The sequence below is a fragment of the Geomicrobium sp. JCM 19039 genome, from assembly GCF_000698145.1.
GTDB lineage: Bacteria > Bacillota > Bacilli > Bacillales > Marinococcaceae > Geomicrobium_A.
This window is the reverse complement of record NZ_BAXB01000018.1, coordinates 56,350-72,359: the sequence shown is the minus strand read 5'-3', so window position 1 is coordinate 72,359 and position 16,010 is coordinate 56,350. Positions and strand designations below refer to the sequence as shown.

The 16,010-nt window shown below is 44.4% G+C and carries 11 protein-coding genes and 2 pseudogenes; 3 read left to right on the top strand and 10 right to left on the bottom strand.

From position 1 onward, the window contains the following. Positions 1-909, top strand: a pseudogene (locus tag JCM19039_RS15795) (collagen-like protein); the annotation flags it as partial. A gap of 44 nt (positions 910-953) precedes the next feature. On the opposite strand, the gene JCM19039_RS15790 reads toward JCM19039_RS15795, so the two are convergent. The 4 genes from JCM19039_RS15790 to JCM19039_RS15780 form a co-directional block, all read right to left on the bottom strand. Then, entirely contained in the window at positions 954-1,835 is an 882-nt protein-coding gene (locus tag JCM19039_RS15790; protein WP_042399787.1) for an N-acetylmuramoyl-L-alanine amidase, read from the bottom strand. Between the two features lie 618 nt (positions 1,836-2,453). After that, the gene (locus tag JCM19039_RS27450) at positions 2,454-2,921 is read right to left on the bottom strand and encodes a helix-turn-helix transcriptional regulator (protein ID WP_307190278.1); all 468 of its coding nucleotides are present in this window, start codon (positions 2,919-2,921) and stop codon (positions 2,454-2,456) included. Between the two features lie 33 nt (positions 2,922-2,954). Beyond that, on the bottom strand, positions 2,955-3,137 hold the full coding sequence (locus JCM19039_RS22425) for a hypothetical protein (protein WP_052398868.1): 183 nt from the start codon (positions 3,135-3,137) through the stop codon (positions 2,955-2,957). A 46-nt stretch (positions 3,138-3,183) separates the two neighbouring features. Next, positions 3,184-4,170 (bottom strand): MFS transporter, encoded by a 987-nt coding sequence (locus JCM19039_RS15780; protein ID WP_052398867.1) that lies wholly within the window; start codon positions 4,168-4,170, stop codon positions 3,184-3,186. A 103-nt stretch (positions 4,171-4,273) separates the two neighbouring features. On the opposite strand from JCM19039_RS15780, the gene JCM19039_RS15775 reads away from it, so the two are divergent. Together JCM19039_RS15775 and JCM19039_RS15770 are read left to right on the top strand one after the other, a co-directional pair. Then, positions 4,274-6,028 carry an ABC transporter substrate-binding protein gene (locus JCM19039_RS15775; protein WP_042428958.1) on the top strand — a complete coding sequence of 585 codons (1,755 nt, stop codon included), beginning with the start codon at positions 4,274-4,276 and terminating at the stop codon, positions 6,026-6,028. A gap of 440 nt (positions 6,029-6,468) precedes the next feature. Next, positions 6,469-7,167, top strand: coding sequence for a GPP34 family phosphoprotein (locus tag JCM19039_RS15770; protein WP_042428957.1), 699 nt, complete (start codon positions 6,469-6,471; stop codon positions 7,165-7,167). A 1,201-nt stretch (positions 7,168-8,368) separates the two neighbouring features. Here the strand turns inward: JCM19039_RS15770 and hutH are convergent. From hutH to hutU, 6 genes and pseudogenes are all read right to left on the bottom strand, one after another. Next, positions 8,369-9,877, bottom strand: a complete 1,509-nt coding sequence (gene hutH, locus JCM19039_RS15760; RefSeq protein WP_042428952.1) for a histidine ammonia-lyase — start codon at positions 9,875-9,877, stop codon at positions 8,369-8,371. A 98-nt stretch (positions 9,878-9,975) separates the two neighbouring features. Next, the gene (hutP, locus tag JCM19039_RS15755; protein ID WP_042428949.1) at positions 9,976-10,419 is read right to left on the bottom strand and encodes a hut operon transcriptional regulator HutP; all 444 of its coding nucleotides are present in this window, start codon (positions 10,417-10,419) and stop codon (positions 9,976-9,978) included. A 96-nt stretch (positions 10,420-10,515) separates the two neighbouring features. Continuing rightward, complete coding sequence (locus tag JCM19039_RS15750; RefSeq protein WP_042428946.1) at positions 10,516-11,865, bottom strand: YjiH family protein; 1,350 nt, start codon at positions 11,863-11,865, stop codon at positions 10,516-10,518. Between the two features lie 51 nt (positions 11,866-11,916). Further along, a complete protein-coding gene (locus JCM19039_RS15745; protein ID WP_042428943.1) occupies positions 11,917-12,909 on the bottom strand; it encodes an agmatinase family protein in 993 nt (330 codons plus the stop codon). Continuing rightward, a complete protein-coding gene (hutI, locus tag JCM19039_RS15740) occupies positions 12,906-14,180 on the bottom strand; it encodes an imidazolonepropionase (protein WP_042428941.1) in 1,275 nt (424 codons plus the stop codon). Before hutI ends, JCM19039_RS15745 begins: the two co-directional genes overlap by 4 nt. Positions 14,181-14,195: 15 nt before the next feature. Continuing rightward, a pseudogene (gene hutU / locus JCM19039_RS15735) lies at positions 14,196-15,826 on the bottom strand (urocanate hydratase). Between the last annotated feature and the right edge of the window lie 184 nt (positions 15,827-16,010).

The following is a 16,010-nucleotide window of genomic DNA, read 5'->3' as shown; positions in this document are numbered from 1 at the left end:
GGGCCAAGCGGCTTAACCGGCAGTACCGGGAACACTGGCACAACTGGTCCTACGGGGATTACAGGAACGACCGGAAATACAGGTCCTACCGGGGTTACTGGTGCAACAGGTGTTACTGGAGCTACTGGAATTACTGGACCTAGCGGTCCCTCTGGAAATACAGGTAGTACTGGAATCACTGGCGCTACCGGACCTATTGGACCGACTGGATCAACAGGTGTTACTGGCTCTACAGGTTCGACTGGGAGTACTGGGAGTACCGGAATCACCGGCATAACAGGGGCTACTGGCGGTACGGGTCCAACAGGAGCTACCGGACCATCTGGGGCTACTGGCACGAGGGGAGCTACGGGTGCAACTGGCCCCACTGGACCTACGGGTCCTTCAGGGTCAACAGGCCCAACGGGTAGTACTGGTCCGAATGTATCGTTGCAAGGGTTTTCTGCACAACGAACGCCTGCATCGCTTAGTGCGGCCGGTCAATTGGGAAATTGGATTACTCCAGCTCCTTTTTATGCAGACACTGGGTTTGATCCTACGACTGGGAATTACACAGTTCCAACTTCAGGTCGTTATTCGATTAAGGCGATGATTAATTATCAAACGACTGCCGCTATATCGGTTCAGCTCGGGGCTGGAGTTAACCCAGCATTCACTCTTGAAAGAATCTCTCCAACACCGACAGTTATTGCTTCCGGGTTGTTTCCGGTATTAAACGTAAGTATTCTTCTACTATTAACACTACGAACGATTCTCGGTAACGGGGGTGTGAACTTAACGGCAGATGTGAACTTAAATGCAGGTGACGTAATTGGTCTGTTTTATGTCTCCAATGGCTTGAATATCAACTTGAATATTGGTGCAGGTTCTTCTTCCGGTGTCGTTTGGTCCATTCACCGTATCACGTAATCAAAGTAGAAGATCCGTACCTCAAGTGAGGTACGGATCAGCAATTAATCTAAGTTGCCGGTACGATCTAACACGGTTGCAAGTTGCTCGCGGGAGACGGGTTCTTTTGGTCGTTCGCCATTTAGAATACCTTGGCTCGTCGCTTTTTGCCATGCTTCTTGATGTGCGGGCGCAACCGAAGTAGGTGCTGGAGCGTCCATTGCTTTAATCAAGGTTCCTATCAAGTCTTCATACGGTAATGTGCCGTTTTCTAGCCTTTGTGACATATCCCCTACACCATGTCGCCGAACCAATCTGCGGATTGCCTCAATGTTACTTGCAAACAGAGCATCATTTAAATTCACAAACTGCTCCTCCTCTTTTGCCGTTATTTTTGATAGGTTAAACTCAGCCGCAATACCGTTCACATGCCCTCTAGCTATTGCTTCAATGACTTCTGAACGTTTAAGTAGAGCGGCATCTCTAGCATTGGTAATAAATAATGATTCAGTGAGAGCGGTTTTCATCGACTGGTACGTTCCCCGAAGAACTGCAAAGTTTGCAGACTTTAATCCCCGGTCAGTTACTGTGCCGTATCGACGAATCTCAGACAATATATTTTGATGCAGTTGATTTCTCAGACTAGGCAAGTTGGAGTTGTTGTGCATAAATGTTTCTGTACCGTTTGCTGAAGCAACGTAAGCATTTAAGTGGATGGATACAAACCCGTCTGCGCCAAAGCGAACAGCACGATTTGCACGCTCAGAGAGTTCAACAAACACATCAGTTGTACGACTCATTGCAACGTCCACATTCTCATATTCTGAAAGCAAAATATCTCGAACGCGTAGACCGATTTGCAATACAAGTACTTTTTCCGTGAGACCGTTTCCTTGAGCGCCTGGATCATGACCTCCATGACCTGGATCAATGAATATCTTGGTCATCAGCATTCTCCTTAAAAAAGAAAATATCGTTCTATACAATCTATTCTGTTAACTGGCGACAAGAAACGGCTCAAGACTAGAAGTCTACGTACATTCTTGTATTAAAAAATCTCTTTAAAGAGGCGCCTGATCAACCGCGGCACGTACAAAATAATTTCAAGAAAATAATCAATGAAAACCGATTGTGAATGTGGGTCTGATTTCCTTTTTCTCTTCATCGTCAAACCTCCTCAAAAGAAAGGTTCATAGGTTCAGAGGCAAGCTCTGCTTCAGGATCCATATTTGTAGAAGGGGTGTTATCGTCCACTTCTTCAAAAGAAAGATGATCCACCCATACTCTCCCTTTTCCAGATAACAAAAGACCGATTGAGATGATTGAACTGTCATCAGGAATATCTAAAACGATCGTATAGTAGTTCCACTCCGTCGTGCCTGTAATTGGGCGATTGTGCATGTTATCGAATTGGAGAATATCTTGAGAAGTCCCATCAACTCTCATCCACAATCCACAAGACTGTTCCACCTGCTCTGTTTTGACGAACCCCGTAAACTTCATTCTTTTGCCGATAAACTGCTTCGCTTTAAACTGTTGCATAATCGTTGCAAAGCACTCTTCTCCTATGGCTTCCTTTGATTCAACCCGAACACTTTGGCTTCCGTAGTGAACGACTTCCTGATCCGCTGTAAGTTTGTATAAATGGGGGTGAGATCCGCTAAGGAACCACCCTTTAATTTCTGAATTGGCCATTGGCTCATCTCCTTTTTCTGTGCGAAAAGGCTTCGATATTTTCCAGGAGGAAGGGAATAGTATTTCTTAAATGCTCTTGTAAATGCTTCTTGACTCTCAAAATGACTATTAAGTGCAATATCAATAATTCGCTCTTCTGTATAGAGGAGTTGGTGAGCAGCGAGAACGAGTCGGCGATGTTTAATGTACTCCGTAGCACTCATGCCAACTTCTCGAACAAACGTCCGATGAAAGTGGTACTTAGAATAGCCCATTTCAATGGCAACGGTTTCCAAGGTGATCGGTTGTAGCAAGTTCTCTTCAATATACGCAACGCTTTGCTGAGTGATGGTTTGCACCGTCTCTCCTCCTTTCAATAGTAGAATACGCGATTATGTTCGCTCAGTTTTGATCTTTTTTGCGGCGTATGCCCAAACACATGTGTACGCTAGGAATATGACACTTGCGATAAAGTAAACGATGGATAGTGATCCATCAAATGTCGAGAGAAGTAAATAAGATAATAAAGGACCTACCGCTGCACCAGTGTCTACCATAATGGTATGCCACATCATAAACTTCACCCTGTCCGTCTTTGAAGCAGCTTCTGTTGCAATGGTATCAACCGTGGTCGAAAAAAAACGTCGAAATTAATTGAAATAAAACAAGCAATAAAAGCAATAGATACAGCTCACTCGTCCATCCAATCAAAAAGAAAACGATCGCTCCCCCCGATAGAGGCACAAATAATAAGTAGTGTGAATGCTCCAGTCGGTCCATCCACTTTCCGACGAGCGGAGCAACAAAGGGATCCCAACTCCAACGAACCGCTTGAAGAACGCCTGCAACGGTAGCCGCCCCAATCACAACCCCTAGCACAGTCAACTCCTCAATATAGTAAGTTTCAATTAGTGGGCTTAACGTGGATGCGAACAATCCCATAATCAAAAAACCCATACCGAGGCTCGTTAATAAAACGATTGTATGGTACGGGGTGAATGAAAATTTTTCATTTGTAACCGCCTGTTTTGAATCATTATTCGTAATAAGTACGTTAGGAATTACCCGCCAAACAACCGGGATACACGCGGCAGCACATAAAGCAAACACCGTTGTGATCGGCATAATTGACATCTGGTCCGCAAGTAAACCACCTGCCAGCATCCCAACAAGCCCACCAATCCCCCATAGACCGTTGTACATGCCAACGTGTTTTCCTCGATTTTCATCAGAACTCACTTCAATTATGGTAAGAAAACCACCCATTCTTAGCAGTGACCAGGCAACACCCCAGAGCATTCTGGCAATGAACAACACCCAGAAAATCGGAAACACCCCGTAGGAAAATGTTGTGATGCTTGCAAGAATCATCGCAATAAGTAAGCCTGTACGTAATGAAAAGCGTCGGTAAAACCAAGCAACCAGTGGGTTTAGCGGAAGACGAATTAAGCGATTAATCGAGAGCAAGAGCCCGATTTGCCACAGAGCGGTTAAACCAAATTGATCATAATATAATGGCAGTACAATAAATAGCATCGCATCTCCAAATAAAGCAATCGCAGTCATTAATGCAACTTGGATAACACGTATTCGAGCAGATCCATTCATTTTATTCCCCTCCACATCTTTCACATATCATTCTAACTTTTTTAAAGAGGAATAAAAGTGTACACTCAATATATATTGCGTTCCCCTTTTCGGAGGTGAAGAGGTGCACCTGATTGAATATTACTTACGATTATTGGATCAAATCAAAGAAGTAAATACTGTTGTCCCCATTCGGCTTTCACGTGTGTCCTCAATCCTTACTTGTACAGATCGAAATGCTAAGAAAGTGCTTGCTAAACTAGCTGAAGTTGGTTGGATTACGTGGACTCCCGGGCGTGGGCGTGGCAGAATCTCGACCATTCGTTTGCACATTAGCCGCCATGACTTGCTGATGGATCAAGCGAAACAAGTAGCCACATCGCAAACGATTGATGATGCTCTTGGTTTTTTGCATCGCTTTTCTGTTCCTCATACCGAGTTACAGCAGTTTTTTGATTGGCTTATGACCGACATGACCCGAACTGAAGCAAGCATACATACGACATCCAAAGATCAGATTATTCTTCCTTCTTACCGAAGCTTTACGAGCTTGAGTCCGTTACATGTGCACCGTCGTTCTGAAAACCATGTGATGAAGCATCTTTATAACTGCCTCGTTCGTTATGATGAACGGACGGAGCAATTTTTACCTGACCTGGCCCATCATTGGCACGTACAAAACAACAACAAGCAATGGACATTTTATTTACGTAAAGACGTACCATTCCATTCAGGTAAAGAAATGACTGCCAAAGACGTTCGGGAAAGCCTCTTACAACACGTACGTATAAAAGAATCACCTTATCATTGGGCATTTAAAGATATGGATACGATTGAAACACTGAGCCGGTATGTTGTGCGCATCACATTTGAATCTTCACAACCACACCTGCTTCATATTGCTGCGTCACTTGGAGCTGCAATTACTCCCGTTGAACGATCGTCTCTGCCTGTAGGAACAGGACCATTTGAAGTCAAAAGTTTCACAGACAAAAAGTTCATCATGCACGCATTCTCAAAACACTTTCACACAAGGCCTCTGCTTGATATGGTTGGCATGTTTTTTTATCCTGAACTTTACCATTATCCTTCGGCGCGACATTTTAACGAGAAAGATGTTCCGTTAAACTTCTATCATTACCCGTACTATGAACGTGTGGATGAACGGCTTGAAAGTTATGAAAAGGTGGACCGAGGAAGTAAACTTCTAACATTAAATATGAACACAGGCACCTTAGCCAACAACGACCTTTTGCGAGAAGCCATTTGCCATCTTCTTCCCGTCAGCTCATTACTTGAACGCTACCAAGGCAAACGGTTTTCAAAAGCTGAGCGAATGGTGCACGAGTTTGAAAAAGACACATTCGCAAGAAACGAGACACGAGGAGCTCGCTTGTTGCAACAAAGTAAATATAGCGGGGAAACGTTACAGCTTCACACTTATGCTGGAGCTGGGAATGAAGCAGACGCTCAACTCATCCTCGATTACCTGTTTAATCACGGAATTCGTATACGTTTACGAGTGTTTCCCTATGATCATTTCCACCGTGAACATGCAGGAGCTGATCTACTACTTGGAGAAAACTTATTTCTTGAATCGCCGCTATTTACTTATATGATGGCTTTTCTAAGCTGTCAAAGTATATTAAACACTCATCTGCCTGAAGATATTCTTCGTGACGTTAACCAAGCCTTGCAATCAACGGATGCACTAAACAAACTACTCCATATTGAACGCAACCTATTAAGTCAATACACGCATGTTCACCTTTATCGATTAACGCAATACGCCTTTTACCCAAAAAACTTACATGGGGTGGAAATGAACACATTAGGTTGGGTCGACTATCGTAAGTTGTGGTATGACATCGGGGAATAAGAATAAAAGGTAGACGGAGGTAATGATGAATACGAACGACTTATTCCGAGATATGGCTCTCACATCCATTATCGTTAGTGTCATCTATTCATTTTTTGGAGGCATTTTTCACCATTTCCTAGCGGTACATTCAGCAATCCCAGATCATTCATCTGGAATAACCGTCATATTAACATTCTTTGGCATCACACTCATAACCATCTTCATTATAGCCCCTGTCCATTACTACTTGTCTCGTTTCGGAACATGGAAGGGACCAACAATTTTGTTTAGCGTAACCACCATCCTTATAATTGTCATTTCGGGAAGCACAGGTTACAGCACGTTGTTGTTTTATATATTTTTGCCATTGGTATTTAGTGTTTTTTCTTTACTCTTAAAGTATTTTCTGAATCCTTCCAACAACTCGCAACGTATATAAAGTAAAGGAGTGAATCGAAATGTTAACTTTAGCCGATATGTTAATGCTTACCGCAATCGATCCCGAAAAAGATCGGGTATATGTTCGTAGTAGTTCTGCGCTGCCGTACGGATTGAGTGGGGCGTTGATCGCCGAGCTGATGTTGTCTGCAAATGTAGAATTGCAAAAGGACAAAATTGTCGTTATTCATCCTGAACACGAAGATCCTGTTCTCCAAAAAACGTTGCAAATTATTGAAAACGATAAGCGTAAACGTTCAGCGAAAGATTGGGTGTACAAACTAACGACCGCTCATAAGAATTTGCCAAATGTGATGGCTTATCACCTCGAGGAACAGTCGTATTTAGACGTGAAAGAACATAAATTCCTCTGGATTTTCCCTCATTATACGTATCATTTACATGAAGAAAACAATATAACTGGACTGCGAGAAACGTTCAACACCGTCTTGCAAAAAGCGCAAGAAAAAACGCCGTTCAATCGTGAAGAAGAACGGCTCATCGTGTTGTTATCACTTATTGATGCAAGTAAGCTTCTCGGCATCGTCTATCCCGATAGTAAAGAAGAACGCGCTGTTCGGAAACAGCTGAAACAAGCGAACAAAGATTTACCTGTTTCCAAAGCCGTATACGAAACAATTATGGCCATTGAAGCGAGTGTCGTCATTGCCGTGACTGCTGCGTCAACGGCTGCAAACAGTTCGAATTCATCTAATTAGTGCTTTGAACTCCCGCTCTCTTCTCTAGGGGTGTTGAGAGGCATGAAGACTTGTTCGGTTTTTGCACGTAAAGATTTGGACCGTCCTGGAATGTGGCAGTTTATATGGAATGAACTTAACATTTTCTTGATTTGCACTGTTGGGTGTTGGGTTGGAGGGGTAGCGCGGTGCTATTTTGCGCAGTTTGTTCCAACTGGAGCGCAGATTCGATGCCCATAACCGAGCAACCTGTCGTCCCCAGCGGGGCCGAAGCCAAATCGAACTCGGTTCGGCGCGGCTCGCGCCGACAAGATGCTAGGTTTTTGGCTTGGAAATGCAAAAGATGGTTCTCTGAATCCGTTGCCACAGGGGATGGCGTCACATGCGGGCAAGACGAACGACCGTTCTGCGCGCAAGTTTTCCCCATCTGCGCGCAAGTTTGCGCTCTTGACCGATTTAAGCGCCGATTTCATCAAACTCCTGCGCAGTTTGTTCCAACTGGAGCGCAGATTCCAGGCTGAAGTGCCAACGACACGTCGGCCCCGCCGGGGCCGAAACGAAACTGCACTCGGTTCGGCGCAGCTCGTACCGATATAATGTGGGGACTTCTGGGAGAGGGTGTACAGGTGACCTTGTAATCTGTTACCTAGTTTTATGAGAATAGACCGCTTTTCCCCAACTTGAGAACAGTTCGGCCGCAACTCGAGCACAGTTTCCACTTTCCCAAGCTTACCATTAGTTCTTGAAGAATTTATTTAGTTCTACTTATCTAGACAATCTAGATCGTTATAGAGCACCACAGTTCACCTGATCGTGGGTGATCTATGAACGTTCGTTACCATAACGAATTTTAACCGTGTTTATTCATATTAACTTCAAGAATTAGCAACCCTCGGCCCTGGTGGTGCCGAAGATAAACCAAGTAGTCTTCAGTATGACTCATGACGACGTCTTGTTGACATTTGTGACCGAAAAGAGTGGTGGCGTTTCTTACGTCAATCGTATTGAAAAGAGATATGGTGTTGTTACAACCTCAAGAACTAGTCAATTTCTTCAGTTCCTCCTATATAGATTGGCTGTACGAACTTAAACGCTTGGACGTGACTGAAAAAGTACACGTTGCATTTACACTTACACTATTATGGTATCTATTTGAATTCGCCCTCCTTAACGACTTTTTTTGAAGACCCGCGACCTCCTTAAAAAAGCAGGCGTTCACCACTCAAGAAACGACGGGCGTAACTTCCTCGCACATTCTCGTTTTTAGCCAATGGTCTAGTTGTTCAATATCTTTTGAAAAGATTCTGTCTTGCTCAATGGACGGAACCACTTTTCTTGCTTCGGTATAGAACTGTTTCGTCTTCATCGCAAGGTTCTCACTACCTCTGTATTCCGCAGCTTGCATGCCACAGATGGCCTCGATCGCTAATACTTTTCTCGCATTTTGGATAATTTGATACGCATGCCTAGAACCAATGGTCCCCATGCTTACATGATCTTCTTGGTTGGCTGAAGATGGGATTGAATCCACACTTGCTGGATGAGCCAGTGTCTTATTTTCAGATACTAGGGAAGCAGCCGTATACTGAAGAATCATCGCCCCAGACTGAATTCCAGGTTGCGGGCTTAAAAATGCTGGTAAATCATTGAGCTGTGGATTCACTAACCGCTCAATTCTTCGTTCTGAAATGTTCGCGAGTTCTGCGACGGCAATCTTTAGGAAGTCCATAGCAAATGCAATGGGTTGACCGTGAAAATTCCCTCCGCTTATAATTTTTTCACCATCGTCAAAGATTAGTGGATTGTCGGTCGCTGCATTCATTTCAATTTCTAGCTTCTCTTTTACATACTTCAACGTTTGCCAAGATGCTCCGTGCACTTGCGGAATACAACGGATGGAGTAGGCATCTTGCACTCGCAATTGCCCTTGACGCGTCGTCAATCGGCTTCCTTCAAGGTAGTCACGAATTCTCGCTGCAACATCAACTTGCTCCTCATACCCTCTTGCGATGTGAACGTCCTCATCGAATGCATCAATAATGCCTTGAAGCCCTTCAATCGTCAACGCACTTACAAGATCGGCATACTGAGCCAAATTCTCGGCTTCAAGGTATCCAATGACCCCCATTGCTGTCATCGCTTGTGTCCCGTTGATGAGCGCGAGACCCTCTTTTGCTCGTAGTGTGACAGGCTTAATGTTGTATTCGTCTAACACTTTCAAGGCAGGGCGAAGCTCTCCTTTTACAAACACGTCTCCTTCTCCCATGAGCGCGAGTGCTAAATGAGCGAGGGGAGCAAGATCTCCACTTGCGCCGAGAGACCCTTGTTGCGGAACGACTGGTGAAAGGTTTGCGTTAATCATATCTCTTAAGGTATGAACAATGACAGGGCGAACCCCGGAAACGCCTTTAAGAAGCGCATTGAGTCTAAGAATGAGCATCGCACGCCCGACAGGTTCTGGAAAAGGCTCTCCGACACCGCAAGCATGGGAATGAATTAAGTTGCGCTGCAGTGCCTCGACGTCTTCTTTCGGTACGGGCACATCGCTTAACTTCCCAAACCCCGTGTTAATGCCGTACACGACATCGCCATGCTCAACAATTCGTTCTACTGCTTCCCGAGACGTTTTCACTTTCTCTAAGCTCGAGTCATCAATCTGAACACGTTCTTTGTCAAACAAGATCTTTTTCATTTGTACGATCGTAAGTGAATGTCCATTTAATGTAATCATTAGACCGCTCCTTTTTTTTCAATATAAAAAGGGACTATACAAAACCGTACGATGTACGGTTTCATATAGCCCCCTAGTGTCTATTGGCTGTGGGCCGCTTATATGTGGTTAATGCCAAGTCCAATCGTCTCGTGCTCTGCGCCTTTTACTGGGGCTCCAATTGTCCCATAAAGAGATACGGCAATCCATTCCCCTTCTTCGGGTTCATCATAAGGTCGACCTCTCACGATGGAAAAGCTAAGACCAACCGTACGTAACATCGAGCCTAGCTGGACTTGCCCTCTCGTAACCCCTTGCATCGCTTCAATAATTGCGTGATAAAGCGCGTGCCCTTCTCGGTAAAGGTCTTTGTTAATGATCTTCTCATTCTTTGCTGCCGTTTCAATAGCGGCAACGACTTTATGTGTATCCATTGATCCAACTTTCCCTTTGCAAAACTGCCAGTTTGAAAGCTGCAATTGTTCTTCAATATGTGCACAATCTTCTTCCAAAAGAAGTAAAAGCGCGGATTTTCCGATTCTTCCGTTTGTTTTTAAAGGCATTCCAATCACTCACTAACCTTAAACATTACACACGAACTATCAACTATTGACTGGTGTAATTGTTTTCATTGTATTTTTTTCCTTGTGAAAAGTCAATCAGAATACGATATGGGTAATCAAGGCGATAATCGGCATCGCTATGAGTGTACGAAGCACAAACAGAATGAGCATATCTTTTAGTGTGACCGGTACATCCACTTCCATCAAAAGCGGAATGACCGCTGAGAAAAACAATACTTGAGATAAGGAAAGAACAGCGATAAAGAATTTCGCTTCAACTGCGGCCTCTACAACAAACAACGCAGGCAAGAACATCTCTGCAATTCCAACGAGTGATGCCGGTGCTACGAGATGTGCATCCGGTATGCCTAACAACATGATGAGTGGTTCCATCGGCTTTCCAATCCATTGAAAAACAGGTGTATATTCTGCAATTAAAATGGCAGACAACCCGATAGATAGAATCGTAGGTAAGATTAGAATCGTTAATTTACCACCATCTAGCAATCCACTAAACAGTTCTTTAAATAACTGATTGGATTCTTTTGCCCGGGCTGCACCGATCCGAAGTGCTGCCTTAAATAGATTTCCTTCAGGTTGTTCTTCTTCCACCGGTTCACCCACAAACGTATCTGGTTTTCTAGAAAGAGGTGGAATTCGAACGAGAATCGCAGCCAGCACAATCATGACAAATGTGACACTTAAAAAGATAAGGGGAAACAGATGCAACAAATCCAATGTTGAAGCGACAACGGCAAAAAATCCAATGCTTACAGACGAAAAACACGTTACGATAATGATGGACTCTTTAGCGGAGTATCGGCTCTGTTTATACATTTTGTTCGTCACATAAATGCCGACTGAGTAACTTGCTACAATGGATGCGACAATGTCTAACGACGCACGCCCTGGCACTTTGAAAAGGGGTCGCATAATCGGTTTTGATAATGTTCCGATAAATTCCAATCCGCCAAAAGCAACGAAAAGCGTGACAAAGAAAGCACCTAAAGGAACAATGACTGCTACAGATGACACAAGATTGTGATACATGAGCTGTCCAGTATTCGGCAAAAGCACCGCTTCTGGACCGATATTAAAGACGATCATAATCGCAAAAACAGCACCGAGCAAACGAAAGATTAAAAACGGTATGCTCGTCCGAAAATACGAAAAATCACGGCTCCATTCAGTATTCGAGCGCGATTGAATAAGTGCAATCGTGCTAAGTACAGCGCTCAACAAGATAATGAGCAATACGTAAAAGGCGACCATTTGTGGAAAGTGGTCTTGTATGCTAGACACAAAGACATCAAAAGGAATGGTCCAAGCTCCGTCTACCTTTATTGGAAGCAAAAAGAAAAGAAAACCGATAATCATTGTGCTCCATAACTTCACGTAAGAAAGACGGTTATTCGCAGTTTCAACGGTTCTCGATGTTTGTTTCATCTTTCATCCCCCTGTATTCAACACAACGACCGGTGTAAAGAAAAGAGGCAACTACGCCTCTTTTCTTTTGCTATATCCGGTAAGAAAACTGAGCATGGTGTGAACGGCAGCTTTAACGGTTTGTTCCCCAACATCTTTTCGAGGATCAAGACAAACAATGTCCATTGCCTTCACTCGTTCATGTTCACCTGCCAGTTGAACAGCTTCGAATAATTCTTCTGTATACATGCCACCAGGTGTGGCGGCGGGAGCTGCGGGTCCGTGAACAATATCAAGCACGTCCATGTCGACCGTTAAATAGATGGTATCTACCTGCTTACTTAGTGTTTCCAATGCTTCTTGAATGACCGATCCAATGCCGGCTTTTCTAGTATTTTTCATCGTTTTATAGTTAATTCCATGTTGATCTGCGTATATTTTTAAGTCCTTGGCGTTAAAAAAACCATGGAGACCAATGTTATGCACGTGCTTGCCTTCAATGACACCGTCCTCAATTAAAAACCGTATGGGCGTCCCATTTGCAGGACCGAGCTCATTCGGGTCTCGCAAGTCAAAATGGCTATCCAATTGCAAAATCCCGATTTGCTCATTAGGATGAGCATTTTTCCACCCTTTTACGAGCATCGCTGTAATGGAGTGGTCACCACCTAAGGACACAGGCAGTGTATGTGGATGGTGTACTCTCATCGCTTCCATCGCTTTTGTAATGTTCTCGTGCGTATGTTGAATATCCGTCACATGCTGCTTAACGTCCCCTAAATCAACGGCACGAAGAGACGCAAGATCGACGTCTTCGTCCAAGTTGTACGTTTGGAACGATTTCCAAGCGGCGCGCATCGCTTCTGGGTTCTCACTCGCTGCCGAAGTGCTAATGGATGACTTTGACAGAGGAACTCCGAGAATCGTCACGTCCACATTACCCAAATCAGTCGTTTCATGGACAGGTCGAATCCACTCGTGAACTTTTACGTCTTCGGTCGCCTCTGCTTTTTTTGTCCAAACTCTTTGCGGTCGATCAAGCTGAGGGTACGGATAGCCACTCATGCTAATGAACCACCACGGACGAGTGTCTTGCCTTCTTTAACGACCGTATCAACATGATTCATGCCGTATTGATAGGACAAGGTCAAATAATTCGGCACATCAAAGATCGTAACGTCGCCTTTCTTCCCAACTTCAAGGCTCCCTACTTTCTTCTCCATACCAATGGCATGTGCCGCATTAATCGTCGTTGCCGTCAACACCTCTTCAGGTGTCATCCCCATTTTTAAGCAGCCGAGATTCATAATAAATGGCAATGAAATCGTCGGTGAGGAGCCTGGATTCTGATCAGTCGAAAGCGCTACGGGCAAACCTTTGTCGATCATCTTACGGCCATCGGCAAACTCTGCCATTAAGAAGAAAGCTGTTCCTGGTAGTAACACACCCACTACACCCGCTTCAGCCATTTGTTCAACCCCACGGTCGCTAGCTTTAAGCAAATGATCAGCCGAAATGGCACCTACTTCAGCAGCAAGTTCTGCGCCTTCGTACGGCTCAATTTCATCCGCATGGATCTTTGGAATAAGACCGTGCTTTTTCCCTGCTTCTAGAATTCGTCTTGACTGATCAGGCGTGAATACGCCACGCTCACAAAACACATCATTAAATTTCGCCAGTTTCTCTTCAGCGACCACTGGCATCATTTCATCAATGACACGGTCCACAAATGCTTCTGGATTTTCTTTTTCATCCATCGGCACAGCATGTGCCCCCATGAACGTAGACACAATATCGATCGGATGGTCTGCTTCAAGCTCTTTAGCGACACGCAATTGCTTAAGCTCATGTTCAAGTGTTAATCCGTACCCACTTTTCGCTTCTATTGTCGTCACACCGTGTAGCAAAAATTTGTTCAGACGACGATGCGACTGCTCGTATAATTCTTCTGAAGTCGCTTTTTGCGTCGCCCGTGTCGTCGCATGAATTCCGCCACCTGCGTTCATAATGTCCATATAACTTCTGCCTTCAAGGCGCATCGCATATTCGTTTTCGCGTGTACCTGCATGAACGAGATGTGTATGCGGGTCAACAAGGCCTGGAGTAACCGTCTTTCCAGTGGCATCGATTACCTCCGCATTCTCAAGCTTTTCACTGTGTTCTGCGCGAATGTCTTGATCCGTTCCTACCGCCAAAATGACACCATCTTCAATAAGCACACTGCCGTGTTCAATCATGCCTACTTCTGACATTCTCTCTTTTTTAGCAGGTTGTTCACTATGGCCTTTCATTGTCACCACTTGCGCAGCATTTGAAATATAAACGATTTTTGACATGTACACTCTTCCTTTCTATTGATCTAACATCGGAATGTTCATCTTATGTCTCTTCGCAGCGTCAATAGCCTCATCGTAGCCAGCATCTACGTGTCGTACAATTCCCATTCCAGGATCTGTTGTAAGCACACGCTCAAGCCTAGCTTCTGCATCTTTCGTTCCATCAGCAACGATAACCATGCCTGCATGGAGGGAATACCCCATACCTACACCACCACCGTGGTGCACACTCACCCAACTTGCGCCACCGACACTATTAATCATCGCATTGAGGATTGGCCAGTCAGCGACTGCATCACTGCCGTCTTTCATCGATTCTGTCTCACGGTTTGGTGAAGCTACCGAACCTGAGTCTAAGTGATCGCGTCCAATGACAACCGGTGCGCTTAACTCACCGTCTGCCACCATTTGGTTAATGATCTTCCCAAATTTCGCTCTTTCACCATACCCTAACCAGCAAATTCTAGAGGGTAATCCCTGGAAAGAAATCTTCTCTCTCGCCATGCGAATCCAATTACACAAATGCTCGTTGTCACTAAATTCACGTAGAATCACTTCGTCAGTTTTATAAATGTCTTCCGGATCTCCTGACAAGGCTACCCAGCGGAAAGGTCCTTTTCCTTCGCAAAACTGCGGGCGAATATATGCCGGCACAAATCCTGGGAATCAAACGCATTTTCGACTCCTTCGTCTTTCGCCACTTGTCGAATGTTGTTGCCATAATCAAACGTAATCGATCCTTTTTGCTGAAGAGTGAGCATCGCTTTTACGTGCTCAGCAATGCTTTTTCTTGATTGCTCTGTATAACTTTTTGCTGAACGAGCGCGTAGTTCATCCGCCTCGTCTAGACTTAGACCTGTAGGTACATAACCGTTTAGCGGATCATGAGAAGACGTTTGGTCTGTAAGGACTTCTGGTGTGAATCCCCGCTCAATGAATTCAGGTAGGATTTCTGCAGCATTCCCTAACAATCCAATTGACAATGCTTCTTTCTTTGCTTTCGCTTCCTCAGCCATACGTAATGCCTCATCAACTGAATCGGTGGAAACGTCCAAATACTTCGTATCTAATCGGCGCTGAATGCGATGTTGATCCACTTCAATGGCAATACACACGCCCCCGTTGAGTGTTACCGCAAGCGGTTGTGCTCCACCCATTCCACCAAGACCAGCTGTGACGGTAATTGTACCCTCGAGGCTGCCATCGTAATGTTGCTTCGCTAACTCACCAAACGTCTCGTACGTCCCTTGGACAATGCCTTGAGAACCGATATAAATCCAGCTCCCCGCTGTCATTTGTCCATACATCATGAGTCCTTTTTGATCAAGCTCATGAAAATGATCCCAATTCGCCCAAGCAGGTACAAGGTTGGAGTTGGCAATTAACACTTTTGGCGCGTCCTTATGTGTTTTGAATACGACTACTGGCTTACCCGATTGAACGAGTAATGTTTCATCATCATTTAATGTCTTTAAACTATCTACAATCGCATCGTAGCTTTCCCAGTTACGCGCTGCTTTTCCGATGCCACCATAGACAACCAAATCGTCAGGGTTTTCAGCAACATCTGGATGGAGATTGTTACTGAGCATGCGTAGTGCGGCTTCTTGAATCCACCCTTTTGTGTGCAGTTCAGTGCCTGATATTGTTTCACTTTCGTTTCTTTAGCCATTCAAATCTCCTCCTGCTGTCTTTTTCGTATTTGCTACATCGTATCAACTTGCACAATTGCATTACAGACAAGAATCTTTTGAATAAAGATAGTTATTTTCAATTATTCGCGAGAAACCGTTTACAAAAAGATAACTATTTTATAAAAGATATAATTTT

Bases quoted from the DNA above. Each gene is read 5' to 3' on its own strand.
- JCM19039_RS15790 (WP_042399787.1), bottom strand. From the start codon at position 1,835: ATGACCAAGATATTCATTGATCCAGGTCATGGAGGTCATGATCCAGGC.
- JCM19039_RS22425 (WP_052398868.1), bottom strand. From the start codon at position 3,137: ATGATGTGGCATACCATTATGGTAGACACTGGTGCAGCGGTAGGTCCT.
- JCM19039_RS15780 (WP_052398867.1), bottom strand. From the start codon at position 4,170: ATGAATGGATCTGCTCGAATACGTGTTATCCAAGTTGCATTAATGACT.
- JCM19039_RS15770 (WP_042428957.1), top strand. From the start codon at position 6,469: ATGTTAACTTTAGCCGATATGTTAATGCTTACCGCAATCGATCCCGAA.
- hutH (WP_042428952.1), bottom strand. From the start codon at position 9,877: ATGATTACATTAAATGGACATTCACTTACGATCGTACAAATGAAAAAG.
- hutP (WP_042428949.1), bottom strand. From the start codon at position 10,419: ATGCCTTTAAAAACAAACGGAAGAATCGGAAAATCCGCGCTTTTACTT.
- JCM19039_RS15750 (WP_042428946.1), bottom strand. From the start codon at position 11,865: ATGAAACAAACATCGAGAACCGTTGAAACTGCGAATAACCGTCTTTCT.
- JCM19039_RS15745 (WP_042428943.1), bottom strand. From the start codon at position 12,909: ATGAGTGGCTATCCGTACCCTCAGCTTGATCGACCGCAAAGAGTTTGG.
- hutI (WP_042428941.1), bottom strand. From the start codon at position 14,180: ATGTCAAAAATCGTTTATATTTCAAATGCTGCGCAAGTGGTGACAATG.